This is a genomic window from Halomonas sp. PAMB 3264, assembly GCF_031954245.1.
Taxonomy (GTDB): domain Bacteria; phylum Pseudomonadota; class Gammaproteobacteria; order Pseudomonadales; family Halomonadaceae; genus Vreelandella.
This window is the reverse complement of record NZ_CP134866.1, coordinates 3033558-3058760: the sequence shown is the minus strand read 5'-3', so window position 1 is coordinate 3058760 and position 25203 is coordinate 3033558. Positions and strand designations below refer to the sequence as shown.

Sequence of the window (25203 nt, the reverse complement as noted above, 5' to 3'; positions counted from 1 at the left end):
GGCTTGCATCCGTACCGCGGCCCGTTGGGCGGCGAGACGTTGATTCGAGCCGGGAAGTGCCGTTAAATCAAACGCGAAAGCGCATCGGTGAACACCAGGTTTATGTCACAATGCCAGCTTTGCCCAGGCATTTTAAGGGAGTCACCATGACCGATGATGAAGGGTGTGACCAAAAGGCGCCAGTGCCGCTTGCGCCGGACGCGGTCGTCGACGCCTGTGGGCTCGCCTGTCCGCTGCCACTTTTGAAGACCAAACAGGCGTTGGCCTCGATCGCGTCCGGCCAGCTGCTGGAAGTCGTGGCTGACGACCAGGGCTCGTGGCGCGATATTACCTCGTTCACCGAGCAAAGCGCCCACACGCTCGAAGGGCGTGAGCAAAGAAGCGGTCATTATCATTTCTGGATACGCAAGGCGGGAGGTTCATCCCTATGACCATGCGCAGCATCCTGAAAAGCTGGGTAGAGCGCTACTTCTCCGACGAAGAGGCGCTGATTCTGCTGCTCGTGCTGGTGACCGGGTTTGCCGCGATCATCTGGTTCGGGCGCATGCTGGCGCCGTTTTTCACCGCGCTGGTGCTGGCCTTTCTGCTTCAAGGCGTGGTGAACATCTTCACCCGTCGCGGCGTGCCGCATCTGCTGGCGGTGATTCTCGTCTTTGTGGTGTTCGTCGGGGCGCTTTTGACCCTGGCGTTCTTTTTGATGCCGCTGATCTGGAACCAGCTCGTGGGGCTTGCGCAGGAGTCGCCGCGCATGTTCGCCAGCGGCCAGGCCTGGCTCGACGATCTTCAGGCGCGCTACCCCAACCTGATCACTCCGGATCAGATGCAGAACTGGGTGGGCGTGGCCAGTCGCGAGATCAGTCAGCTTGGCCAGCGCGCGCTGACCCTGTCGCTGACCTCGCTTGGCAACGTGATGTCGATCATCATCTACCTGGTGCTGGTGCCGATTCTGGTGCTGTTCATGCTCAAGGACCGCGAGCAGCTGGTAGGGTTCATCCTCTCGCTTTTGCCGCAAAAGCGCACGCTGTTGACGCGCATCTGGCGCGAAATGGATCACCAAATCGCCAACTATATTCGCGGCAAGTCGATCGAGATCATCATCGTCGGCACGGTGGCGTTTTTCACCTTCACGCTGTTTGGGCTGCCCTATACCGCGCTTTTGTCCGTGCTGGTCGGCTTTTCGGTGCTGGTGCCGTTCATTGGCGCCGCGGTGGCGACCCTGCCCGTGGCGGCGGTGGCGGGGTTTCAGTTCGGCTTGAGCGAGCAGTTCGCTTACGTGATTCTGGCCTACGGCGTCCTTCAGGCGCTGGATGGCAACGTGCTCTCGCCGATTCTGTTCTCAGAGACCAATAATATTCATCCGGTCTCGATCATCGTCGCGGTGCTCTTTTTTGGCGGCATCTGGGGCTTCTGGGGGGTGTTCTTCGCCATTCCCTTGGCCACGCTCTTGAAAGCGCTGGTTTACGCCTGGCCGCGCCGAACTGATTTGCCGCCAACGCCTTTGGATAACGCGATCCTGACCGAGGACCGTACGCCGCTACGCTAGCGAGCGCCAAAGTTGGTCAGCGCCCAAACGAGTAGCGCCCGCCCGATTGGGCGGGCGCTTGCGTTAAAGCGCTCTCTTTAAAGCGGCTGTCAGGCGCCTTGCTGGTCGAGCGCCTGGGCCTTTTCCAGCACCTCGTCCACATGGCCGGGCACCTTGACGCCGCGCCACTCATGGGCCAGCACGCCCTGCTTGTCGAGCAAAAACGTGCTGCGCTCGATCCCCAGATGCTCCTTACCGTACATCTTCTTGAGCTTGATGACGTCAAATAGCTGGCACACGGTTTCGTCCTTGTCGGAGATCAGCTCGAAGTTGAAGTCCTGTTTGGCCTTGAAATTCTCCTGGGCACGCAGGCCGTCGCGGGAAACACCGATGACGACCGTGTTGGCCGCCTTGAAGCTTTCCATACGATCGCGAAAGTCGCCGCCTTCGGTGGTGCAGCCCGGCGTGCTCGCCTTGGGATAGAAGTAGATCACCACCTGCTGGCCCTCGAGGCTCGAAAGCTCGACGGTGGTATCGCCGGTGGCGGGGGCGCTGAAATCCGGGACGGGTTTGCCTAATTCCACGGCCATGAGCGTGCTCCTGTTTTTCAAGTTCGTGTTCTCAAGTGAGAGTCGTGAAGTGAGAGTCGTGAAGTGAGAGTCGTGAGATGAGCGCTCGATTACACGCAACGCGGCGCGCCGTGTCAAAGCCTGATCGGGCCCGGAAGGGCGGCTTGCGCAAACTCGCCGCGCTTTACGCTGTACAGGCTCGAATCCGCTGAGTACCATTTGCCCCTTGAGCGTGGCGGTCGAGGGCAGGGCGCAGGCAGTGCGATGCGCCGTGAAACGATGATCGATTCAACACGACGATTTTTGCAACGATGCGCCCGGGCGACCGGGCGCCGCTATCAGGTGAGGAATAGACGGATGATCACAGGCAGCATAGTCGCCCTGGCGACGCCAATGAAGGTCAATGGCGATATCGACTGGGAGGCGTTACGTCGTCTGGTGAACTTCCACCTTGAGAACGGCACCGACGCCATCGTCGCCGCGGGCACCACCGGCGAGCCCACCACCATGTCCTTTGCCGAGCACTTCGACGTCATTCGAAGCGTGGTGGAAGAGGTCAATGGGCGTATTCCGGTCATCGCCGGCACCGGCGCCAACGCCACGTCCGAGGCGGTCGAGCTTGCCCGCTACGCCAGCGAAGTCGGCGCGGACTACTGCCTGTCGGTCTGCCCTTACTACAACAAGCCCACCCAGGAAGGCCTCTACCAGCACTTCAAGGCGGTGGCCGAGGGCAGCAAGCTGCCGGTCATCATGTACAACGTGCCGGGGCGCACCTGCTCGGATCTCTACAACGAAACCGTGGTGCGGCTGGCCGAAGTCGACAATATCATCGGTTTGAAGGACGCCACGGGGAACCTTGAGCGCGCCGAGGATCTAATTGCCCGCTTGAAGGGCAGCGATTTCATGCTCTACTCCGGCGACGACGCGACCGCTTGTGACTTCATGCTGATGGGCGGCCACGGCGATATTTCGGTCACCGCCAACGTGGTGCCCAATGCCATGCACGAGCTGTGCACCGCGGCGGTCAACGGCGACAGCGAGAAAGCGCACCAGATCAACACGCGCCTGATGCCGCTGCACACCAACCTGGGCATCGAGGCCAACCCGATCCCGGTCAAGTGGTCGCTCCACCGCATGGGCTACATGGACGCCGGCATTCGCCTGCCGCTGACCTGGCTTTCGGAAAAATACCACGCCACTGTGAGTGAAGCGCTGCAGTTGGCAGGCGTCGTCGAGGAGTGATCCGCGGCGCCCGACCCCTGGGCCCGGCCAGTGCCGGGCGAGAGAACTGTTGACTTAAGGTGGCTTGATGAGCTCCATGCTTGAAAGACCCGCGCTGAAATGGATACCGCTGACGCTCGTAATGGGGGTAACGCTTGCCGGCTGCGCCCGCGAAGGCTTTTACGACGACCGTAACCTCGACTACACCGACGTGCGGCCCGCGCCGCCGCTGGTGTTGCCGGAGAGTCGCAACACGCAGCGCTATAACGACGCCATGCCGGTGCCCCAGGCCGCGCTACAGGGAAGCCGGGTCGACGGCGCCGCCGATGTCGCGCCGCCGCCGTCGCTTTCGATGGGCAGCGGCCTGCAGCCGGAGTTCGTCGAGCGCCGCCAGGTCGGCAGCGACGTCTGGCTGGTCGTGGCCGCCGACACCGGCGCGGTCTGGCCGCAGCTGGAAGCCTTCGCCCAGAGCCGGGGGTTGGGGATTCAACGAAGCGACGCCAACCAGGGCGTGATCGAAACGAACCAGGCGACGCTGTCGCTGCAAAGCGCGCTGCGTGCCGGCAGCAGTGAAGTCCGCTGCGAGCAGGGTGGGCGCAGCGTAGCCAACTGCCTCGATGCGCTGGAAGAGTACCTGGGCGCGCGCAGCGCGACCGCCAGCGCCTCCTCCTGGAACGCCCAGCGGCTTTCCAACGCGCGCACGGTCGAGATCCGCCAGCAGAACGGTGCCTGGGAAGTGGCCATCCCGCAGACCGCCGAGCGCGTCTGGGCCGAGCTCGACCACTACCTGACGCTCGATTTCACCGTCGAAAACCGTCGCGAGCTGCTCGAGAAGTCGCCGGAAAACTATTCGTTTTTGGTCAACTACATGACCGCCTCGGAAGAGAGCCGTAACCCGATCGAGGTCGTTTTCAGCCGCGACGTTCGCCGCATGACCCAAAACATTCGCCTGGTGCTCGAGCCTCAGGGAAATCAGAGCGTGCTGCGCGCGATCAACGAAAGCGATCGCGAGCTAAGCGCTGACGACCAGCGTGAACTACTCGAGCGCGTTTCCGGCTACCTGCGCTAACGTTTTTTATTCTATTTCGGAGCTTGTATGGAAAAGCGTGACGAACTCTACGCTGGCAAAGCAAAATCGGTTTACACCACCGATGACCCGGACCTGCTGGTTCTGACGTTTCGCGACGACACCAGCGCCTTCGATGGCAAGAAAAAGGAGTCGCTGGCGCGCAAGGGCATGGTGAACAACGTTTTCAACGCCTTCATCATGGAGCGTCTGGAAGAAGCCGGTATTCCGACCCACTTCGAAAAGCAGCTCTCTGATACCGAGAGTCTGGTCAAGAAGATGGACATGATCCCGGTGGAGTGCGTGGTGCGTAACGTCGCCGCTGGCGGCCTGGTCAAGCGGCTGGGCATCGAGGAGGGCAGCGAGCTCACTCCGCCCACCTTCGAGCTGTTTTTGAAAAACGATGATAAGGGCGACCCGATGATCAACGAATCATTGGCGGAAACCTTCGGCTGGGCGAGCCCTGAGCAGCTCGCTCAGATGAAAAAGCTCACCTTCAAGGTCAACCAGGTGCTCAAGCAGCTTTTCGCCGAAGGCGATATGATACTGGTCGACTATAAGCTCGAGTTCGGCGTGTTCAAGGGCGAAGTCGTACTCGGCGACGAGTTCTCCCCGGACGGCTGCCGCCTGTGGGACGCCAACACCCGCGAGAAGATGGACAAGGACCGCTTCCGTCAGGGCCTGGGCGGCGTGATCGAAGCCTACGAGGAAGTCGGCCGCCGGCTCGGCATCACCTTTCCCGCCTAAACGCTGACGCCCAAGCGCTACGGCCTGTACGGCTCGATTGCCACCACCTCCAGGGTGGTGGCATCTGCTTCAAGGCCACGAAATTTCACGTCCACATCGCGAAGGCGCACCCCGTAAATGCGGGCCGTGTCGGCATGGTAGGCCGGACGCGGGTCCTGGCCGATCACCTGCTCGATCAGCGCGTGAAGCGAGGCGCTGTCAGTGCGCAGGCTTAGCGCCTCGCGCGCCGCCACGCCAAACACCACTCGCTTGAGCGCCGGCGCCTCGGGGGCGAAGCCCGCCCGCGCCTGGGGCTGCGACTCCGCCCAGGGCAGGTAGGGTTTGATGTCCACGACCGGCGTGCCGCTGACCAGATCGCACCCCGTCAGGTGCAGGCGCACACCGGCGTCAAGCTCGATGCCTGCCAGCTCGACCAGCGAAAGCCCCAGCCGGTTGGGGCGGTGGGTACTGCGGCTGGCGAACACACCGACCTTCTGGTTGCCGCCAAGGCGCGGCGGGCGCACCAGCGGCGTCCACCGCTGCGGACTCTGGTGGAAAACGAAGCTCAGCCACAGGTGGCTGAACGCCTCGAGCCCGCGCACCGCGAGCGGGTCGTTGTAGGGCGGCAACAGCTCGAGGCTCGCCCGCGCCGCGGGGGCCAGCCCCGGCTGGCGCGGAATGCCGAACTTGTCCGGATAGTCGCTGGTGATGACCCCGAGGGTGGTAAGCGAATGAGTCGCGGCGTTGTGCATCGCGTAACCTTGTGCTGAGATGAACGCTTGAAAAATGGCGGGCTAAAGTCGGCCCGCTGTAAATGACCCAGTATAAACCCTGCCATTTCACCGCGCGCGTTTGGCGCCCTGTCTGTCCGAGGTAGTGCATGTCGACACACCACGAGCCCTCATCCTCGAAGCCCGCCGCCGCCCGAATCACCTACCGCCAGGCGCTGTCGCGCGATGCCGGGGATCAGGCCGAAGTGTTCTATCACGCGGTGATGCAGGGCGCCTCCGGTCACTATGGCGTGGCCGAGCGCGAGGCCTGGGCCTGCGCGCTGCCGCGCGAGGCGAGTGCCTGGGCGGCGCGCCACGCGTTCTACACCACGCTCGTGGCGGTGTGTGACGGGCGCTGCGTTGGCTTTTTGGAGCTTGACGTTAAAAACGCGCGCATCGTGACGCTCTACGTCTGGCCATCGCTTGCCGGGCGCGGCATTGGTAGCACTTTGCTGATCCACGCCGAGCGGCTGCTGCTCGAACAGGGCGCCGGGCGGGTCGATATCGAGGCGAGCCTGGTGCTGTTCGAGCGCCTGGAGCGCCGCGGGTTCGAAAACCACGGCGAGCAGTGGGTCGAGCGTGGCGGACAGTGGCTCAAACGCTACCGCATGAGCAAGGCGCTCAGCGCTGTCGAGACCTGAGTCGCCGATGTTTAGCCCGTCAAAGGAGTACGCTCTCGTGACTCAGTCCGAAAGGCCCGGCGTCTGGCCCGGCGCCCGCCCGGTCGACTCGCCCAACCAGGATGCCCGCGAGAAAGGAGAGGTGTCGCTTCTGGTGATTCACGCCATTAGCCTGCCGCCTGGCGAATTCGGCGGCCCCGCTATCGAGGCGCTGTTCACCAACACGCTCGACCCAAACGCGCACCCGTTTTTCGAGACGATCGCGCACCTTCGCGTCTCGGCGCACTTTTTGATTCGCCGCGAAGGCGCTTGCGTGCAGTTCGTCGATACCGACCGCCGCGCCTGGCACGCCGGCCGCTCGCGCTGGTTCGACCCGCGCTTGAGCGCCGCGCGCGAGGCGCTCAACGACTTCTCCGTCGGCGTCGAGCTCGAAGGCGACGGCGAGCACTCGTTCACCCGCGCCCAGTACGAACGCCTGGCGACGCTGACGCGCTGGCTGATGGCGCGCTACCCGCTACTCAATGAGCAGCGCATCACCAGCCACGCTCACGTGGCACCGCTTCGAAAGCAGGACCCGGGCCCATGTTTCGATTGGGCTTACTATCGTCAGTGCCTTTCACGTTCGTGACCTGCGTCAGAAAACGCGCACTTGCCGGTGTGAAAAAGGTGCGAGCGCACCAAAGTAATTCATTCCCAAGAGAATAAAACGGTAGTTTGACTACAGTTGGGTGCTCTAGAGGCTTTGGAAATGCCTTCCAAAAGCATTATGTTGCGGTGCAATATGTTGTTTTGGATGGAATTTCCATTGCGTGATAATTGGCAGAATAGCGACTTTGCGGTATCTTCTCTATACAAAAGGCTAACCTGTATGGCCCCTGTGTAGCGCTGCTACATTCAAGCGCCATTAACCTCGCTAGCGCTGAATGTAGAACCCAAAACCTGTCAGACACGCAAGCTCGGCCTCACTATCGGCCCTGGCGGCTCAACGTCGCAGCCGCCCCATCCCCAAAAGGGTAGCGGGCGTATTGTCATTTATCGTCATTCGGAGAGACCTCTATGAGTCTGGAGACAAGAGAAGATCTCGATCCGGTCGAAACCACGGAGTGGCTTGAATCCCTGGAATCGGTACTGGATCGTGAGGGCGAAGATCGCGCCCGCTACCTGATGACCCGCCTGGCGGATCGTATGCGTCGGGACGGGATGAAGGTGCCCTTCTCGGTGACGACCCCGCACCGCAACACCATTCCGGTTCATCGCGAAGCGCAGATGCCGGGCGATCTGTTCATGGAGCGGCGTATCCGCTCGCTAATTCGCTACAACGCGATCGCTCAGGTCATCCGTAACAACCGCGCAAACCCGGGGCTGGGCGGCCACATCGCAAGCTTCATGTCCTCGGCCACACTCTATGATGTGGGCTTCAACCACTTCTTCCGCGCCGCAAAAGACGACTTCGCAGGCGACTTGGTCTACATTCAGGGCCACGTGGCGCCGGGCATCTACGCACGCTCCTACCTGGAAGGGCGTCTCTCTGAAGAGCAGATGGACAGCTTCCGCCAGGAAGTCGACGGCGACGGCCTCTCCTCCTACCCGCACCCCTGGCTGATGCCGGAGTACTGGCAGTTCCCGACGGTTTCCATGGGGCTGGGCCCGATTCAGGCGATCTATCAGGCACACGTGATGAAGTATCTGCATCATCGCGAGCTCAAGAACATGTACGACCGCAAGATCTGGTGCTTCATGGGCGACGGTGAGTGCGACGAGCCGGAATCCCTGGGCGCGATTTCGTTGGCCGGGCGTGAAAACCTCGACAACCTGATCTTCGTCATCAACTGCAACCTTCAGCGCCTCGACGGCCCGGTGCGCGGCAACTCCCGCGTGATGGACGAGCTCGAAGGCGTGTTCCGCGGCGCCGACTGGAACGTGATCAAGGTCGTCTGGGGCCGTCACTGGGACCCGCTGTTCGAAAAGGACAAGAAGGGCGTTCTGCAAAAGCGCATGGACGAAGCCGTCGACGGCGAATACCAGAACTACAAGGCCAACGGTGGCGCGTATACCCGCGAGCACTTCTTCGGCAAGTACCCGGAAACCGAGGAGATGGTCAAGGACCTCTCCGACGAGGACATCTGGAAGCTTAACCGCGGCGGCCACGACCCGTTCAAGGTCTACTCGGCCTATCACGAGGCGGTGAACACCCAAAACGGCAAGCCCACCGTCATCCTGGCACACACCGTCAAGGGTTACGGCATGGGCGCCGGCGACGGCGAAGCGGCCAACGAGGCCCACCAGGTCAAGAGCATGGAGTACGAGGCGCTGAAGAAATTCCGCGACCGCTTCGGTATTCCGCTGTCTGACGAGCAGCTCAAGGAAGTGCCGTACTACAAGCCCGAGGAGGACTCCCCGGAGCTCAAGTACATGCACCTGCAGCGCGAGCGCCTGAACGGCTACCTGCCGGCGCGCCAAAGCGATTTCGAAGCGCTCGAGATTCCGAGTCTCGAAGACAAGACCTTTGCCTCGCAGCTCGGCGGCTCCAAGGGCCGCGAAGTCTCCACCACCATGTCCTTCGTGCGCGTATTGAACGGCCTGGTCAAGGACAAGAAGCTCGGCAAGTACGTCGTGCCGATCATTCCGGATGAGGCGCGTACCTTCGGCATGGAAGGCATGTTCCGCCAGCTGGGTATCTACTCGGCCGCCGGCCAGAAGTACGAGCCGGTCGATAAAGGCCAGATCATGTACTACCGCGAGGACCAGAAAGGTCAGGTGCTCGAGGAAGGCATTACCGAGGCGGGCGCGATGTCGGCCTGGATGGCGGCCGCGACCTCCTACAGCAACAACCATGTCACGCTGTTGCCGTTTTACATCTACTACTCGATGTTCGGCTTCCAGCGCATTGGCGATCTGGCCTGGGCGGCCGGCGACCTGCAGGCGCGCGGCTTCATGGTCGGCGGCACCGCCGGGCGCACCACGCTCAATGGCGAAGGGTTGCAGCACCAGGATGGCCACAGCCTGATCCAGGCCTCGACCATTCCGAACTGCAGAAGCTACGATCCGACCTACGGTCACGAAGTCGCCGTCATCGTTCAGGACGGTTTGAAGCGCATGTTCACCGACAAGGAGAACTGCTTCTACTACCTGACCGTGATGAACGAGAACTACGAGCATCCGGAACTCGAGGACGTGCCCACCGAAGACATCGTCAAGGGCATGTACCTGCTGCGCGAAACGAAAGGCGACAAGGGCCGCGTTCAGCTGCTGGGCTCCGGCACGATCCTGCGCGAAGTCGAAGCCGCTGCCGAGCTTCTGGCCGAGGATTGGCACGTAGGCGCCGACATCTGGAGCGTCACCAGCTTCAACGAGCTGCGCCGCGAAGCGCTGACGCTGGACCGCGAAGCCTTCCTGAACCCGGATGCCGAGGTGCAAAAGCCGCACGTCACCAAGTGCCTGGAAGGGCGTGAGGGACCGGCGATCGCCTCAACGGACTACATGAAGCTTTACGCCGACCAGGTGCGCGCCTGGGTGCCCACCGAGTACACCGTGCTGGGCACCGACGGGTTCGGTCGCTCCGACACCCGCGAGAAGCTGAGAAGCTTCTTCGAGGTGGATCGTCACTTCGTCGTGGTCGCCGCTCTGCGCGCGCTTGCCGAGCGTGGCGATATCGAACGCAAGCTGGTAGGCGAGGCGATCGCGAAGTACGGCATCGACGCCAGCAAGCCTAACCCGCTGATCAGCTAAACCGCAGTCCGGCGGGGTGACCCGCCGGCTCGATCCGATTTGGAAGGAGCGCGACCTTGAGTAGCGAAATCATCAAAGTTCCCGATATCGGTGGCGATACCGATGTCGAAATCATCGAGATTGCGGTGTCAGAAGGCGACGTCATCGAAGCGGAAGACGCCCTGATCACGCTGGAATCCGACAAGGCCAGTATGGACGTGCCCTCGCCCAAGGGCGGCAAGGTCGTCAAGGTGCTGGTCAAGGAAGGCGATAAGGTCTCCGAAGGCGACGACATCGTCGAGCTGGAAGTTGAGGGTGACGACAGCGACGACGACCAGGCCGAGGACGACCAGGACGCCGACGCCGACGATCAGAGCGATGACGATCAAGGCGACGATGGCCAGAGCGACGACGAGTCGCCGAAAAGCGACTCCTCCGGCAGCGCCGAAAAGTCCAGCGGCGGCAAAAAATCCGGCGGCAAGCAGACCGTGGACATCGTGGTCCCGGATCTTGGGGGCTCTGAAAACGTCGAGATCATCGAAGTCGCGGTCAGCGAAGGCGACAGCGTCGACGCTGAAGACGCGCTGATTACGCTCGAATCCGACAAGGCGTCGATGGACGTGCCGAGCCCGCACGGCGGCAAGATCGTATCGCTTACCGTCAAGGAAGGCGACACCGTCTCCGAAGGCGACGTGATCGGTCAGATCGAGATCGAAGGCGAAGGCGATGACGACGACACTGATGACAGTGCCGACGACGAGCCCCAGGCCTCCACCGATCAAGACGACGTCGCGACGCCAGACGCCGAAGAGGGCGAAGACGAGGACGACGGCGACGACGAGAGTGGCGCGACCGAGCGCAAGGAAGTCCGCGTGCCGGATCTTTCCGGCGCCTCGGACGTGCCGGTCATCGAGCTTGCCGCCTCGGTTGGCGATGAGATCAACGAAGAAGACGCGCTGATCACGCTCGAGTCCGACAAGGCGTCGATGGACGTGCCGAGCCCCTACAAGGGCAAGCTGGTCGAAATCAGCGTGAAAGAAGGCGACACCGTCTCCGAAGGCGACGTCATTGCCTACATCGAAGTCGCCTCCAGCGGTGGCAAGAAGTCTGCCAAGAAGCAGGAGAAGAAAGCCACTTCTGACAAGCAGGCCGAGGGCAGCGCCAAAAAGTCCGAAGCGAAGTCCGACAGCGGCAAAAGCAAGGGCGGCGACAAGGGCGGCAAGAGCGAAAGCGCCGGCGGCTCACCAAGCCCCGAGGCGGCCATGGCGGCGCACAAGCCCCGCGATGGCAAGCTCGTTCACGCCGGCCCCGCGGTGCGCATGCTCGCCCGCGAGTTTGGCGTCGATCTCGAGCTGGTCAAGCCCAGCGGCCCCAAAGAGCGCATCCTGAAAGAGGACGTGCAGGCCTACGTCAAGCAGGCGCTTGCCGAGAAGGGCAGCGCCCCGGCGCAGTCCGGTGCTCAGGCGCCCAGCGGCGGCGCGGGTATTCCGGCGGTGCCGGAGGTCGACTTCAGCCAGTTCGGCGAAGTGGAAGAGAAGCCGATGGGTCGCCTTCTGAAGATGGGCGCGACCAATCTGCACAGAAGCTGGCTCAACGTGCCCCACGTGACCCAGTTCGACGAGGCGGACATCACCGAGCTCGAGAACTTCAGAAAGTCGATGAAGGCCGAAGCCGAAGCCCAGGGCGCCAAGCTCACGCCGCTGCCGTTTCTGGTCAAGGCGTGCGCCTTTGCGCTCAGGAAGTTCCCGCAGTTCAACGTCAGCCTCAAGGGTGACGGCGAGACGCTGGTGTGGAAGAAGTACGTCCACATCGGTATCGCCGTGGACACGCCGGAAGGCCTGATGGTGCCGGTGCTGCGCGATGCCGACAAGAAGTCCCTGATCGACATCGCGAAAGAGATGGCCGAGCTTGGCAAGAAGGCGCAGAGCAAGAAGCTCAAACGCGACGAGATGACCGGCGGCTGCTTCACCATTTCGAGTCTGGGCTCGATTGGCGGCACGGCGTTCACGCCGATCGTCAACGCGCCGGAAGTAGCGATTCTGGGCGTTTCGAAGTCGCAGATGAAGCCGGTCTGGGACGGCGCCGCCTTCCAGCCGCGTTTGATGATGCCGCTGTCGCTATCCTATGATCACCGCGCGATCAACGGGGCCGACGCTGCGCGCTTCACCGCGTTTTTGGCCGACGTACTGACCGACATCCGCCGCCTGCTGCTCTAAGCGCGCAGCGACGGATGGCAAGCGGCGCCCATTTTTATGGGCGCCGCTTGCGTTTTGATTCTTTAGGCAGTGACCCGGCGCCCACCAGGCAAAAAAAGCCGCTCTCTGAGGCTTTTGGAGAGTTGTGCCGCTGGGGTCGCGCGGTTATTGTCTTTGCATTCTCTTTTTACTTTGAATGCTATCCACCTTTGCACGTTTTACGACTCGAGGAGCAGTGCCATGCGTTTGATCTTGTTGGGTGCCCCAGGCGCGGGTAAGGGAACCCAGGCCCGATTCATTTGCGAGCGGTTCAAGATTCCGCAGATCTCTACCGGCGACATGCTCCGCACGGCGATCAAGGACGGCACCGAGCTTGGTTTGAAAGTCCAGGAAATCATGAAGACCGGCGGCCTGGTGTCCGATGACATCATCATTGCCCTGGTGAAAGAGCGCATCAGTCAGCCCGACTGCGAGAACGGTTTTCTGTTCGACGGCTTCCCCCGCACCATTCCCCAGGCCGATGCGATGCGTGAAGGCGGCGTGAAGATCGACCACGTGCTCGAAATCGCCGTGCCGGACGAAGAGATCGTCGACCGTATGGCGGGTCGCCGCGTGCATCCGGCCTCTGGCCGCGTCTACCACATCGACCACAACCCGCCAAAAGAGCCGGGTAAGGACGACGTCACCGGCGAGGCCCTGATCCAGCGCGAGGACGATCAGGAATCCACCGTGCGCAACCGCTTGTCGGTCTATCACGATCAGACCGAGCCGCTGGTGGACTACTACCAGCAGTGGGCCCAAGCCGAGCCGGACGCCGCGCCGCAGTATCACCGTGTGAAAGGCGTGGGCAGCGTCGCCGATATTACCCAGCAGGTGAAAGACGCGCTAAGCTAACCCTCACTACGCGCCGACGCTCGCCGCCGGCGCCGCTTCTTTTTCGAGTATCGAAGGCCGGGCGTTACGCGCTCGCGCCTTTTGCCGTTTGGAGTATCAAGTCGCCATGTCGTCATACCTTCTCGCCCTGGACGCCTCGTCGAGCGCCTGTTCAGCGGCGCTGATTCGCGCCGAAGGCGAGCATCGCGAATGCCTTTCGCGCTTCGAGCACACCCCGCGCGCGCATACCAAACGGCTTTTGCCGATGATCGACGAGGTGCTGGGGGAAGCAGGTATTACACCGAAAGAGCTCGATGGCGTCGCCTACGGCCAGGGGCCGGGGTCGTTCACCGGCCTGCGTATCGCCGCCGGTACCGCCCAGGGGCTCGCCTTCGGCCTCGACTGCCCGCTGGTCGGGGTGTCGACGCTGGAGGCGCTGGCACTCCAGGCCCATCGGCGCTATCACTTTCGCCATATCGTCACCGCCCTGGATGCGCGCATGGGCGAGGTCTACACCGCCGCTTGGCGCTGCGGGGAGGATCTGGCGAGCCTTTGCGATGACGAGGTCGTGATCGATCCTGCCCGCGTCATTCTGCCGGACCAGCAAACCGACTGGGTCGGCGTGGGCTCGGGCTTCGCGCTCTGGGATCAGTTCGACGATCTCTTGAAGGCGAGTATGACGCAGCACCTGACGGATCTCGAACCGCGGGCCGAGGAGATGGCCTGGATTGGCCTGCGCGGGCTTAATGCCGGTGCTGGCCGCGCGCCCATCGAGGTGCAGCCGGTGTACCTGCGAAACGACGTGGCCTGGAAAAAGCCCGCGTGAGCGCAGACCCGGATCAGAGCGTGTGCGCACTGCCCGACGGGCTTGCGCTTCAAACCGTGGACGGGCGGCTGGCGCTGTGCGGCGACCCTAAGGTGTTTGGCCATCCGCTGAGCGTGGACTTCGTGGGCGGCAAGGCGGGGCACCGGCGCCAGTTCGGCGGCGGGCGCGGCCAGCTCGTGGCCAAGGCGTGCGGGCTTGCCAAAGGCGTGACGCCGAGTATCGTGGACGCGACCGCCGGGCTTGGCCGCGACGCTTTCGTGCTGGCGAGTCTTGGCGCGCCGGTGCTTTTGATCGAGCGGGTGCCGGCAATCGCCGCGCTATTAAAAGACGGCCTGGAGCGGGCGCTGATCGATGCCGAGGTGGGAGAGATCGCTGCGCGCATGACGTTACAGCAGGGCGACAGCGCCACTTTGCTTGCCGCGTTGATCGAAGAGGCGGCGTTCGAAGCTCAGGTGATTCATCTCGACCCGATGTTCCCCCACCGCGACAAATCGGCGTTGGTGAAAAAGGAGATGCGCCTTTTCCAGCGGTTGGCCGGCAGCGACGACGACGCGCCCAGGCTTTTGGAGCAGGCGCTGGACGTCGCCACCCACCGGGTGGTGGTCAAGCGCCCGCGCAAGGCGCCACCCATCGAGGGGCCAACGCCCAACCATACGCTGATGGGCAAGACCAGCCGCTACGATCTCTACGTGCATCGCTCGCTTGCCAAATCACGCTAACGCCCAAGGAGTCGCCATGTCGCCTCTATGGCGCGACGGTAATCGCTTCACCCTGCTGCCGGAAGCGGCGGTGTTTCTGCCCAACATGCTCGAGACGATCGACGCCGCCGAGCACTACGTGCTGGTCGAACTCTACCTGATGGAGTCCGGCGAGCTCGCCGACCGGCTGAGTCAGGCACTGATTGATGCCTGCGCTCGCGGTGTGAAGGTGTACCTGCTGCTCGATGGCTACGGCGCCATGGGGCTTGAAAACGCGGACCGCACGCGGCTGATGCAGGGCGGCGTGGCGCTGGCGTTTTTCAACCCCCTGGGGCTTCACTCGCTGGCGCGCAACCTGAGTCGCGATCACCGAAAGATCGTGGTGGTCGACGGGCGCGTGGCGTTTACCGGCGGCTTCGGCGCGGTGGACGAATTCCTCAAGGCCTGGTACGAGATCGCGGTGCGGGTAGAAGGCCCGGCAGTGGCGGACTGGGAGGCGCTGTTTCGAAGGCTATGGCGCTCGACGCTGACCCGCCATGACAAACAGAGCCCACGCCCGGCGCTTGCCCCGCGCCTGGCGCCGCCGCACTTCGAGGACGGCGCGTTTGGGCGAGTGATGCCGGCGCGCGGCTACCGCTACCAGGCGATTCGCCACTCGCTGCATGCTCAGGTGCGCGGCTCGAAAACCAGGCTCTGGCTCTGCACCCCGTACTTCGTGCCCACCTTTGCGCTTAGGCGGCGGCTCGCCCGGGCGGCCAGGCGGGGCGTGGACGTGCGCCTGCTGCTGCCGGGGCAAAAGCACGACCACCCGGGTGTGCGCTATGCGGGGCAGCGCTTTTATCAAGCGCTATTGAAAGCCGGGGTGCGCATCTTCGAGTTCCAGCCGACCTTCATTCATGCCAAGTTCGTGCTGGTAGACGACTGGGTGAGCATCGGCTCCTGCAACTTCGATCACTGGAATCTTCATTACAACATGGAGGCGAACCAGGAGATTCGCTCGCCCGCCATGGCGGAAGAAGTGCAGGCGCTGTTCGAGCGTAACTTCGCCGCAAGCGACGAGGTCGACGCCCACGCTTGGGCGTCCAGACCCTGGCCCCAGCGCGTGCGAGAGTGGCTTTACGGGCTGCTGGATGCGGTGGTAACGCGCCTGAAATAGCGCCCTAGCGCTTTTGACCCTTGGGCGGCTTTTTACCGCCGGCGGGCTTTTTCGGCCGTGGTTTGGGCTTGGCCGTTTCCGGCGGTACGCGGTAGTGCAGGTACAAGTCGAGCACGAGTTCCGGCAGCTGGCCGACCAGCTCTTCCTGGCGGGCGGTATCCTTTGAAAGCTCCACCATGTCCGGCTCGTCGTCGAAAAGCCCCGACAGCAGCATGAAGGGCAGTAGCAGCGTGGCGGCGGCCTCTTCGTCGTCCTGGAACCAGGCCGCTTCGTCGCTGAACACCGCTTCCATGAAGCCGGCACACCAGTCGCCGATGGGCGTCTCTTCCGGGGCGATGCCATCGAGAGTCAGCTCGAACGGCAGCTCCGGAAGCCCACCCTGCTCCAACACGCTGATTGCGTTGTCGCGAAGCCGGGTCAAAAGCGCAGTGATCTCCTCGCGCTCGGCGTCACTCTGGTAGTCGGGCTCGCCCTGGAAAAGCTCCTCGAGCCAGGCCACGACGGGCTGCTCGCTGGGGGCGACAGCCAACGCCACCAGAAAACCGTGGGCGGAGATCAGATCCAGCGCATCCTCACCCACCTGGTCGGAGTCGAGGAAGTCGTCGAGCCGGTCGAGCTCATCGTCGGCCAGCAGCGGCTCCGGTGGAAGCTGCTCGGCGTGGTCACTGCTGGCATCAGAAGGCGGCTTTGCCATAAAAGGCCTCGTTCGATCGGTTTTGAGAAATTCGGCGCGAGCACTCACACTCATGAGCGTCACTTCAAGGGTCAGTTTATCATCAATGAGCCGTTCACCACTGCCCGCCTGGTCGCCCGAGCGATTAAACGCGCTGAGCGCGCGCGAATTGCTCGAGGCCGCGCAAACCCGCGTCGACGAGGCGCTCGCCTGTGCTCGCGAGGTTCACCCGGCGCTGCCTGCGCCGAAGGTGTGGTTCGATTTGAAAGGCGCCAGCGCCGGCCAGGCGCACCTGGGCCGGGGCGGGCTGCGCTTCAATCAGGCGCTGCTGCTGGATAACCGTCAGGCGTACTTCGACGAGGTCATCCCCCACGAAATGGCCCACTGGCTGGTGTTTCATCTGGAAAACGGCCCGCGGCTCAAGCCCCACGGGCGCGAGTGGCAAACCGTAATGCGCGAGCTTTATGGTCTCGCACCCAGGGTCACCCATCGCTTCGATATCGCGCACAGCCAGCGCCGGCCCTACCACTACCGCTGCGACTGCCAGAGCCACTATTTCACCGGCCAGCGCCACGCCCAGGCGCGCCGGGGGCGGCGCTACGCGTGTAGAAAATGTGGCACAGCGCTTCGCTTTATTGTTGAAAGTGAACCAAAATAGAGCATTAAGCATCTGTTTTATATGGCAAATTGGCTACTACCAATGTCTAAGAGGAAGGGGCCTTAAGTAGGTTTATGCTGAATCATCAAAAAGGCAAGCCACGCTCAGAGCGCTGTGGCTTAACGTTTTAAAATCCCTGCATTTTCACGGATCGAGGCTGTGTCATGAGCGAGCATAAAAACGTCTATCCGGTGCGCGATCACATCGCTTCCAACGCGTGGGCCGATCAGAAAACCTATCAGGCCCTTTATCAGCGCTCCATCGACGACCCGGAAGGCTTCTGGGCCGAACAGGCCAAGCGGCTCGAGTGGATCAAGGCGCCGAGCACGATCAAGAACACTTCCTTTGCCCGCGACAATGTCGATATCCGCTGGTTCGAGGACGGCACGCTCAACGTCGCCGCCAACTGCCTCGACCGCCACCTGGAAAAACGTGGCGATCAGACCGCGATCATCTGGGAAGGCGACGACCCGAAAGACTCCAAGCACATCACCTACCGCGAACTTTTTGAGCGCACCAACCAGCTCGCCAACGCGCTGAAATCGCTCGGGATCGAGCGCGGCGATACGGTGACACTCTACATGCCGATGATTCCCGAAGCCGCCATGGCGATGCTTGCCTGCGCGCGCATCGGCGCGGTGCACTCGGTGGTCTTCGGCGGCTTCTCGCCGGATGCGGTTGCCCAGCGCGTGATCGGCGCGGACTCCAAGCTCGTCATCACCGCCGATGAGTCGGTGCGCGGCGGCAAGCAGGTACCGCTGAAAGAGAACGTCGACGCCGCGCTGACCCGCGACGGCACCGACGTGTGCAAGAACGTGCTGGTGGTCAAGCGCACCGGCGGCGACATCGAGTGGAATGAAGGTCGCGATCTCTGGTTCGATGAACTGGTCGATCAACAGTCCACCGAGTGCGAGCCCGAGGCAATGGGCGCGGAGGATCCGCTGTTCATTCTCTACACCTCCGGCTCCACCGGCGCGCCGAAAGGGCTCAAGCACACGACCGGCGGCTACCTGGTCTACGCCTCCATGACCCATCAGTACGTGTTCGATTACCAGGAAGGCGAGGTCTACTGGTGCACCGCGGACGTCGGCTGGGTCACCGGCCACAGCTATATCGTCTACGGGCCGCTGGCCAACGGGGCGACTACGGTGATGTTCGAAGGCGTGCCGAGCTACCCAAGCCACGGGCGTATCGGTGAGATCGTCGACAAGCACAAGGTCAACATCCTCTACACCGCGCCAACGGCGGTGCGCGCGCTGATGGCCCACGGCGATGGCGTGATGGATTCGAGCTCGCGGGAGTCGCTGCGCATTCTCGGCTCGGTAGGCGAGCCCATCAACCCGGAAGCCTGGGAGTGGTTTTACCGCGTCATCGGCGACGAGAAATGTCCGATCGTCGATACCTGGTGGCAGACCGAAACCGGCGGCATCATGATTGCCCCTCTACCGGGCGCGACGGATCTCAAGCCCGGCTCCGCGACCAAGCCGTTTTTCGGCGTAAAGCCGGCGTTGGTCGACAACGAAGGCAATATTCTCGAAGGTGCCACCGAAGGCAATCTCGTCATTCTGGATGCCTGGCCTGGCCAGGCGCGCTCGATCTGGGGCGATCACGAACGCTTCGTGCAGACCTACTTCTCGACCTACGACAACATGTATTTCACCGGCGACGGCTGCCGGCGCGACGAGGACGGCGATTACTGGATCACTGGCCGGGTCGACGACGTGCTCAACGTCTCCGGCCACCGCATGGGCACCGCCGAAATCGAATCCTCTCTGGTGGCGCATAGTGCCGTGGCCGAAGCCGCGGTCGTGGGCTTCCCCCACGACATCAAGGGCCAGGGTATCTACATCTACGTCACCGTCAACGACGGCGTCGATGCCACGGACGAGCTCAAGAAAGAGCTCACTCAGTGGGTGCGTAAGGACATCGGCCCGATCGCCTCGCCGGACGTGATCCAGTGGGCGCCGGGGCTGCCCAAGACCCGCTCGGGCAAGATCATGCGCCGGATTCTTAGAAAGATCGCCGCCAACGAGTGCGACGGTCTGGGCGACACCAGTACGCTGGCCGACCCCTCGGTCGTGGATGATTTGATCGAGCACCGCGCATCGAAGTAGCGTTTCACGCAGGGCGGCGGTTCAAGCGCCTGCGAAACGCACGCGCTAACGCGTCAGCTATGTTAAGTTGAACGCAGGTCATAACCGCTCGGGTGCCGGCTTCACGCCGGCACCGCTTTTTTAGCGCCAGACCACCTGTGATAAATTGTGCGTGGTGGTGCTTTTGTATCTCAAAGCCCATGGGGTACCATGCTTCAACCGAATGAGCCAGTCGCTGCGGCGAAGACTTCCCGCGCTCGTGGAACCGGAGGAATATCATGGCAGTAGCCCATAAGTTTATCGTCGCAGACGATCATCCGCTGTTTCGGGCAGCGCTCACCCAGGCGTTGCGTCAGTTGGCTCCCCAGGCCGAGATCGTCGAAGCCGATACCATGGACGCTACGACCGAGGCGGTCAGCCGCCACCCCGACGCCGACCTGATTTTGTTGGATCTGCATATGCCCGGTGCCCACGGCTTCTCCGGGCTGATTCAGTTGCGCGGTCACATGCCGGATGTGCCGGTCGCGGTGGTCTCCGGCAGCGACGAGCCCTACGTGGTTCGCCGCGCGATCGATTACGGCGCCTCCGGTTTCATTCCCAAGTCCTCCTCGCTTGCGCTAATCGCCGAGGCGGTGGGCGAAATCCTCCAGGGTGAAGTGTGGTTGCCCGAAGCGCTGGCGGGGATTCTGGAAGAGACCAGCGAGGAGGAGTCGCGCTTTGCCGAGGCGATCGCCTCGCTCACACCGCAGCAGTTTCGCGTGCTCAACATGCTCACCGAAGGGTTACTCAACAAGCAGATCGCGTTCGAGCTCAACGTGTCGGAAGCCACCATCAAGGCGCACGTCACCGCGATTTTGCGCAAGCTCGGCGTCCACTCGCGCACCCAGGCCGTCATCGCCGCCCAGAAGCTCGAGGTCGAACCGCCGAAAGTCGAATCCTGATCGAGATCGCGCCTTCAGAGAGCCTCGCTTATGGTCGCCATAAGCGAGGTTTTCTTTTGTGGCAAGCAAAAAGTTGCGCCGCGGGCTCGAGCAACCCTACGCGGGGCGCTGTGAATACTTCCCTGTACGCTACTTTCGCCATCTGACCGACATGGATGTCGGGAATGCCGAAAATGCAGGAGCGCTTTTCGGCCCTGGCGAAAAACCCCCGCTACGGGTTACTCGAGCCCGCTACCTCCTGGCTTACTCCTAATACGCAGCACTCAATCTCTGGCCCGACTCGCCTGCAGCGTCCGTGTCAGAAGCGCTCTGAGCGCCGCGGGTTTGACCGGTTTCAACAGCAGCTGATAGCCCGAGCGCTTGACCTCCTCGGCGACCTCCTCGGTACGGTCGGCGGTGATCACGATGCCCGGCACCGCGCCCGCCAGCCGCTCGGAGAGCGCCTCCAGCGCCATCAGCCCGGTGACTTCGTTATCCAGGTGGTAGTCCGCCAGAATCGCGTCCGGGTCGCCGTCCATGTTACGCAGGATCGACTTCGCCCCGCCGATGCTGGTGGCGGTGAAGACCTCACACCCCCAGCCGCCGAGCATCGCGCTCATGCCCTCGAGAATCAGCGTTTCGTTATCGATACAGACCAGTCGAGCACCAGCGAGCTTGTTGCCGCCGCGCCGAGCGGGCGCCTCGCTCGTCTCCGGCGCGGCTTCCCTGGCGGCCACGATCGGCACGCTCACCGAGAACACCGTGGCCACGTCCGGCCAGGAGCGCACCTTGATCGGGTGATCCAGCACCCGGCTCATCCGGTCAGCGATCGAAAGCCCGAGCCCCAACCCCTTTTCGCTCTCCTTATGGCGCGAGACCTGATCCAGGCGGCGAAACTCCTGGAAGATTTCGGTGAGCTTGGATTCGGGAATGCCCGGGCCGCTGTCCCATACCTCGATATTGATCCGCTCGCCCTGGCGGCGACACCCCAGCAGCACCCGGCCCTGCTGGGTATAGCGCAGCGCGTTGGATAAGAAGTTCTGCACGATGCGCCGGAGCATCTGCGGATCGGAGTCGACCCATAGCGCGGTAGGCACTACCTTCAAATCCAGCCCCCGCTCATCGGCCATCACGTCGAACTCGGCGCGCAGCGGACGCACGATGTCCGCCAGCGCAAAGTGGCTGCGCCGCGGGGTCAGCGCCCCGGCGTCGAGCTTGGAGATATCCAGCAGCGTACCCAGAAGCTCCTCGGCGGCCTGCAGCGAGTTGTCGATATGGCCGATGGTGCGCTGGGTGCTGCTTTCGGATTCGTTTTGCATCAGCGCCGAGGTGAACAGGCGCGCGGCGTTCAACGGCTGGAGCAGGTCGTGGCTCGCCGCGGCCAGAAAGCGGGTTTTCGAGGCGTTGGCGTCCTCGGCGACCTGCTTGGCCTGACGCAGTGCGTTTTCGGCCTCGGCGCGCACACGGTTCTCCTGACGCAGCGCCGCGTTGGCCTTGGAGAGGGCCTGGGTGCGCTCGCGCACGCGCTCTTCCAGCGTCTCGTTGGTCTCCTTGAGCGCAATCTCCGCCTGGCGGCGCTCGGTGATGTCCTGGTAGAGCGCGAAGAAGCCGAGAATCGCCTGGCTGTCGCCGAAGTGGGGCGTGTAAGTCACGAGCATATAGCGCATGCTCGACTCCACCCGCATCGATACCTCGAAGCTGACCCGCTCGCCGCCCAGCGCCCGGCGTACCCAGGGAATGCGCTCCTCGGCCTGCTTGACCGGCAGCACGTCCTCGAAGCGTTTGCCGATCACCGCGTTGCGATCGATGCTGAACGCCTGCTCGTAGGCGCGGTTGGTAAACAGATACCGGCTCTCCTTATCGAAGTAGGCGATCAGCGCCGGCACGTTGTCGGTGTAAATACGGATGTTGTTTTCCGAGCGGATCAGCGCCTCTTCGATACGCTTTTGCTGGGTGATGTCCTGGTAGGTGTAGACGAAACCGCCGCCGGGCATCGGCGTGCCCTGTACCTCCAGCACGCTGCCATCCTGACGGTACCGCACGTAGCGGTGGGGCTGGCCCTTGCGAATGTTGGCCATCAAGAGCTCGACGTGCTCTTCCGGATCACCAGGGCCGTACTCGCCGTTGTGGGCGTTGTAGCGAAAGATGCGATCGATCGGGGCACTGACGCGGATCAGGTGGTCGGGAAAGCGGAACAGCTCCAGATAGCGCTGGTTCCACACCACCAGGCGCAGGTTTTGATCTACCACGCTGATGCCCTGATTGATGTTCTCGATGGTCGCCTGCAACAGCGCCCGGTTGAACTCCAGCACCTGAGAGGCCTCATCGACGATCGAGATGACGTCCGAAATCCCGATGCCGCGGCCCTGTAGCGCCGAGTTCACCACGATGCGCGCGGAAGAGGCGCCGAGTACCGAGGCCAGAAAGCGCTCGGTGAACTGGATCACGTCGATCGAGGCGCGGGTACCGCTGTCCAGCGGCTTGCCGGCGCGCCGGGCGTAGTCCTCGAACGCGCGCTCGACCTGGCCGGCACCCAGAAAGCGCTCGCACAGCACTTTCAGATCGCCCACCGTGGTCGCCCCGGTCCAGGGGCGGTTGACAGAGGTCTGCCGGGTCTCGACGCTATCGACGAACAGCGAGGCCTGAATGCGTTCGACCACCCGCTGGGAGCTCACCTGAGAGACGAAGATGTAGCAAAAGAGATTCACCCCGAGCGAGAGCATCACGCCGTGGGTGAAGCTGTCGCCCAGATTCAGTCCGAAAAGCGCCACCGGCGAGAGCCAAGCGATGCCCAGCGGCCCCCCGACAAGCCAGGCCGTTGGCAGTACGCCGGCATTGATCATCGCCGGCATCAACAGGCTATACGCCCAGATCGCGAAGCCCGCGTTCATGCCGACAACGACGCCCAAACGGTTGCCGCGCTTCCAGTAGAGCCCGCCGATCACCGCCGGGGCGAACTGGGCGGCGGCGGCAAAGGAGAGCATCCCGATCGAGGCCAGCGACGTGAACTCGACGATCAGCTGATAAAACCCGTAGGCCAGCGCCAAAACAGCGACGATGGTCAGGCGACGGGCGCGCAGCACCAGCCGCCCGTAGTCGCGGGCCTTGGTATCGAACCAGCGCAGCCGGAAAAGCGCCGGAATGACGATCTCGTTGGAGATCATGATCGACACCGCCACCGCCGCGACGATCACCATGCCCGTGGCCGCGGAGAAGCCGCCGATAAAGGTTAAGAGCGTCAGCCACGTGTGATCGGAGGCCATGGCCAGCGCCAGCACATAGGTGTCCGGCTCGACGCCGGTGTCCGAGAACAGATAGAGCCCGGCGGCGGCCAGCGGCACTACGAAAAAGGCGAAGGCCAGCAGGTAGAGCGGAAACAGCCAGCGCGCCTTGTTGGCATCGTCGGGGTGAATGTTTTCGACCACCGCAACGTGGAACTGGCGCGGCAGACAGAGAATCGCCAGCATCGCCAGCAGCGTTTGCGCCCAGAAGCTCTGGCCAAAATCCTGGTTGGCGAGCTGGCGCTGAAGCGCCAGCTCGCTTTCGGCGTGGGCCATCAGGCTCCCCAAACCGTCGAACATCCCCCAGGTCACGAAAGCGCCCAGCACCACGAAGGCGAAAAGCTTCACCAGCGACTCGAAGGCGACCGCGTGGATCAGGCCCTCGTGGTGCTCGGTGGCATCGGTATGGCGGGTGCCGAACAAAATCGCGAACACCGCCATGACGATCGCCACGTAAAAGGCGGTGTCGTTGAAAAGCGCCCCGGTCGGCGCGTTGTTTTCGGTCAGCACGCTGAAGGTGGTGGAGACCGCTTTTAACTGAAGCGCGATGTAGGGCAGGGTACCGATCAGCGCCACCAGACTCGCGAAGGCCGCCAGCGACTGGCTCTTGCCGTAGCGCGAGGCGATGAAGTCGGCGATCGAGGTGACGTTTTGATGCTTGGCCACGCGAATCATCTTGGCCAACACCGGCCAGAAAAGCAGAAAGGTCAGAATCGGGCCGACGAAGATGCTCGCAAACGACCAGCCCGCGGTAGCCGCCTGGCCCACCGCGCCGTAAAACGTCCAGGAGGTGCAGTAGATGGCCAGCGCCAGGCTGTAGATGATCGGCCGGCGGCGGCTGGCGCCTCGCGTGCGCGCGCGCCGGTCGCCAAACCAGGCGATGCCGAACAGCACCGCGATGTATAAAAGAGAGACCGCAACGAGAAGCCCGCCGTGGAACATGCCTTTCTCCTGCTCTGAGCCACGCCGGGCTAGTCGTCGAAGCCGCCCAGTTTAGGCCAAATCGCCCGGCGCGTCAGGCGCCAAACATCAGGCGCCAGGCTCGGCGCAGGCGCGCTGTAAAAGCGTGGAGTCACGGCGCAGGGTGCGAAGCCCCTCGCGGTCCGGGCGCTGATTCGCCTTGAAGAGTGGCACGAGTTCGCGGTTGTCGCAGTTGAGCAGATACCCCTGGGGAATCACGAGGTCGGTATGGCGGCGCTCGAAGTGGTAGAGCATGAATTCCGCCACGTCGCCGCTGCGCGAGAGGCTGTCGCGGTCGAGCACGCTAAAGCGGGTGGTCATCGGAAACGCGAACGTCCAGGGGCGCCAGATTTCGGTGCCCGCGGCGCTGTCGATGACCTCGGCGGAGGCGGGCAGTTGCGCCTTTTTGTGATCGAACCAGCTGTACTCCACGTGAATCTGATAGCCGAGCATGCCAAGCCCGGCCATGACCGGCACGATCCATTTGGGCAAACGATTGCCGGAGAGCTTGCGCAGTAGAAGGCCGATACCCGCCGCGGCCAGGGCGGCGAACACGGCGGCAACCAGATGCCAGATCATAAGCGTATTCCTGAAAGCGGTCGTTGAGTCGAATTCAAACGCGGCGGGCTTCCCGGAGGAAGCCCGCACGCGCCTTTCTTTTGTGAAAC

Annotated in this window: 21 protein-coding genes; 16 read left to right on the top strand and 5 right to left on the bottom strand. The window is 62.9% G+C overall.

The genetic code is table 11. The features are described 5' to 3' along the window. Positions 1 to 146: 146 nt before the first annotated feature. Both RN347_RS13835 and RN347_RS13830 read left to right on the top strand, forming a co-directional pair. A complete protein-coding gene (locus RN347_RS13835; RefSeq protein ID WP_263586208.1) occupies positions 147 to 431 on the top strand; it encodes a sulfurtransferase TusA family protein in 285 nt (94 codons plus the stop codon). Then, positions 428 to 1543, top strand: a complete 1116-nt coding sequence (locus RN347_RS13830; protein ID WP_311958611.1) for an AI-2E family transporter — start codon at positions 428 to 430, stop codon at positions 1541 to 1543. Before RN347_RS13835 ends, RN347_RS13830 begins: the two co-directional genes overlap by 4 nt. A gap of 89 nt (positions 1544 to 1632) precedes the next feature. On the opposite strand, the gene RN347_RS13825 is transcribed toward RN347_RS13830, so the two are convergent. Then, positions 1633 to 2112: a peroxiredoxin gene (locus RN347_RS13825; RefSeq protein ID WP_311958610.1), complete on the bottom strand. Its 480-nt coding sequence runs from the start codon at positions 2110 to 2112 to the stop codon at positions 1633 to 1635. Positions 2113 to 2448: 336 nt separating this feature from the next. Here RN347_RS13825 and dapA point away from each other — a divergent pair, with 336 nt between their 5' ends. The 3 genes from dapA (at position 2449) to purC (ending at position 5125) form a co-directional block, all read left to right on the top strand. Next, positions 2449 to 3333 (top strand): 4-hydroxy-tetrahydrodipicolinate synthase, encoded by an 885-nt coding sequence (gene dapA / locus RN347_RS13820; protein WP_263586211.1) that lies wholly within the window; start codon positions 2449 to 2451, stop codon positions 3331 to 3333. Positions 3334 to 3400: 67 nt separating this feature from the next. Then, complete coding sequence (gene bamC / locus RN347_RS13815) at positions 3401 to 4381, top strand: outer membrane protein assembly factor BamC (protein ID WP_311958609.1); 981 nt, start codon at positions 3401 to 3403, stop codon at positions 4379 to 4381. A gap of 27 nt (positions 4382 to 4408) precedes the next feature. After that, a complete protein-coding gene (purC, locus tag RN347_RS13810) occupies positions 4409 to 5125 on the top strand; it encodes a phosphoribosylaminoimidazolesuccinocarboxamide synthase (RefSeq protein WP_311958608.1) in 717 nt (238 codons plus the stop codon). Between the two features lie 17 nt (positions 5126 to 5142). On the opposite strand, the gene tsaA is transcribed toward purC, so the two are convergent. Next, positions 5143 to 5856, bottom strand: coding sequence for a tRNA (N6-threonylcarbamoyladenosine(37)-N6)-methyltransferase TrmO (gene tsaA, locus RN347_RS13805; protein ID WP_263586214.1), 714 nt, complete (start codon positions 5854 to 5856; stop codon positions 5143 to 5145). A gap of 128 nt (positions 5857 to 5984) precedes the next feature. Here tsaA and RN347_RS13800 point away from each other — a divergent pair, with 128 nt between their 5' ends. The 8 genes from RN347_RS13800 to RN347_RS13765 all read left to right on the top strand — a co-directional run bounded on the left by RN347_RS13800 (position 5985) and on the right by RN347_RS13765 (position 15950). Then, the gene (locus tag RN347_RS13800; protein WP_311958607.1) at positions 5985 to 6515 is read left to right on the top strand and encodes a GNAT family N-acetyltransferase; all 531 of its coding nucleotides are present in this window, start codon (positions 5985 to 5987) and stop codon (positions 6513 to 6515) included. A gap of 37 nt (positions 6516 to 6552) precedes the next feature. Next, positions 6553 to 7122 (top strand): 1,6-anhydro-N-acetylmuramyl-L-alanine amidase AmpD, encoded by a 570-nt coding sequence (gene ampD, locus RN347_RS13795; RefSeq protein ID WP_311958606.1) that lies wholly within the window; start codon positions 6553 to 6555, stop codon positions 7120 to 7122. A 428-nt stretch (positions 7123 to 7550) separates the two neighbouring features. After that, positions 7551 to 10223: a pyruvate dehydrogenase (acetyl-transferring), homodimeric type gene (aceE, locus tag RN347_RS13790; protein ID WP_263586217.1), complete on the top strand. Its 2673-nt coding sequence runs from the start codon at positions 7551 to 7553 to the stop codon at positions 10221 to 10223. A 56-nt stretch (positions 10224 to 10279) separates the two neighbouring features. Next, positions 10280 to 12418 carry a dihydrolipoyllysine-residue acetyltransferase gene (aceF, locus tag RN347_RS13785; RefSeq protein ID WP_311958605.1) on the top strand — a complete coding sequence of 713 codons (2139 nt, stop codon included), beginning with the start codon at positions 10280 to 10282 and terminating at the stop codon, positions 12416 to 12418. Positions 12419 to 12637: 219 nt separating this feature from the next. Beyond that, a complete protein-coding gene (gene adk, locus RN347_RS13780) occupies positions 12638 to 13291 on the top strand; it encodes an adenylate kinase (RefSeq protein ID WP_311958604.1) in 654 nt (217 codons plus the stop codon). A 106-nt stretch (positions 13292 to 13397) separates the two neighbouring features. After that, the gene (gene tsaB / locus RN347_RS13775; RefSeq protein ID WP_311958603.1) at positions 13398 to 14096 is read left to right on the top strand and encodes a tRNA (adenosine(37)-N6)-threonylcarbamoyltransferase complex dimerization subunit type 1 TsaB; all 699 of its coding nucleotides are present in this window, start codon (positions 13398 to 13400) and stop codon (positions 14094 to 14096) included. After that, complete coding sequence (locus RN347_RS13770) at positions 14093 to 14815, top strand: class I SAM-dependent methyltransferase (RefSeq protein ID WP_263586221.1); 723 nt, start codon at positions 14093 to 14095, stop codon at positions 14813 to 14815. Before tsaB ends, RN347_RS13770 begins: the two co-directional genes overlap by 4 nt. 16 nt (positions 14816 to 14831) lie before the next feature. Next, positions 14832 to 15950 carry a phospholipase D-like domain-containing protein gene (locus tag RN347_RS13765; protein WP_311958602.1) on the top strand — a complete coding sequence of 373 codons (1119 nt, stop codon included), beginning with the start codon at positions 14832 to 14834 and terminating at the stop codon, positions 15948 to 15950. A gap of 4 nt (positions 15951 to 15954) precedes the next feature. Here the strand turns inward: RN347_RS13765 and RN347_RS13760 are convergent, their stop codons facing one another. Next, positions 15955 to 16644, bottom strand: coding sequence for a YecA family protein (locus RN347_RS13760; protein ID WP_311958601.1), 690 nt, complete (start codon positions 16642 to 16644; stop codon positions 15955 to 15957). 85 nt (positions 16645 to 16729) lie between these two features. Between RN347_RS13760 and RN347_RS13755 the strand changes: the two genes are divergently transcribed. The 3 genes from RN347_RS13755 (at position 16730) to RN347_RS13745 (ending at position 20315) form a co-directional block, all read left to right on the top strand. Next, positions 16730 to 17281: a SprT-like domain-containing protein gene (locus tag RN347_RS13755; protein WP_311958600.1), complete on the top strand. Its 552-nt coding sequence runs from the start codon at positions 16730 to 16732 to the stop codon at positions 17279 to 17281. A gap of 164 nt (positions 17282 to 17445) precedes the next feature. Next, on the top strand, positions 17446 to 19395 hold the full coding sequence (gene acs, locus RN347_RS13750) for an acetate--CoA ligase (protein ID WP_263586225.1): 1950 nt from the start codon (positions 17446 to 17448) through the stop codon (positions 19393 to 19395). Positions 19396 to 19652: 257 nt separating this feature from the next. Further along, a complete protein-coding gene (locus RN347_RS13745) occupies positions 19653 to 20315 on the top strand; it encodes a response regulator transcription factor (protein WP_252106281.1) in 663 nt (220 codons plus the stop codon). Between the two features lie 263 nt (positions 20316 to 20578). On the opposite strand, the gene RN347_RS13740 is transcribed toward RN347_RS13745, so the two are convergent. Both RN347_RS13740 and RN347_RS13735 read right to left on the bottom strand, forming a co-directional pair. Continuing rightward, a complete protein-coding gene (locus RN347_RS13740; RefSeq protein ID WP_311958599.1) occupies positions 20579 to 24517 on the bottom strand; it encodes a NahK/ErcS family hybrid sensor histidine kinase/response regulator in 3939 nt (1312 codons plus the stop codon). Positions 24518 to 24604: 87 nt separating this feature from the next. Further along, positions 24605 to 25114, bottom strand: a complete 510-nt coding sequence (locus RN347_RS13735; protein WP_263586227.1) for a hypothetical protein — start codon at positions 25112 to 25114, stop codon at positions 24605 to 24607. Positions 25115 to 25203: the final 89 nt, after the last annotated feature.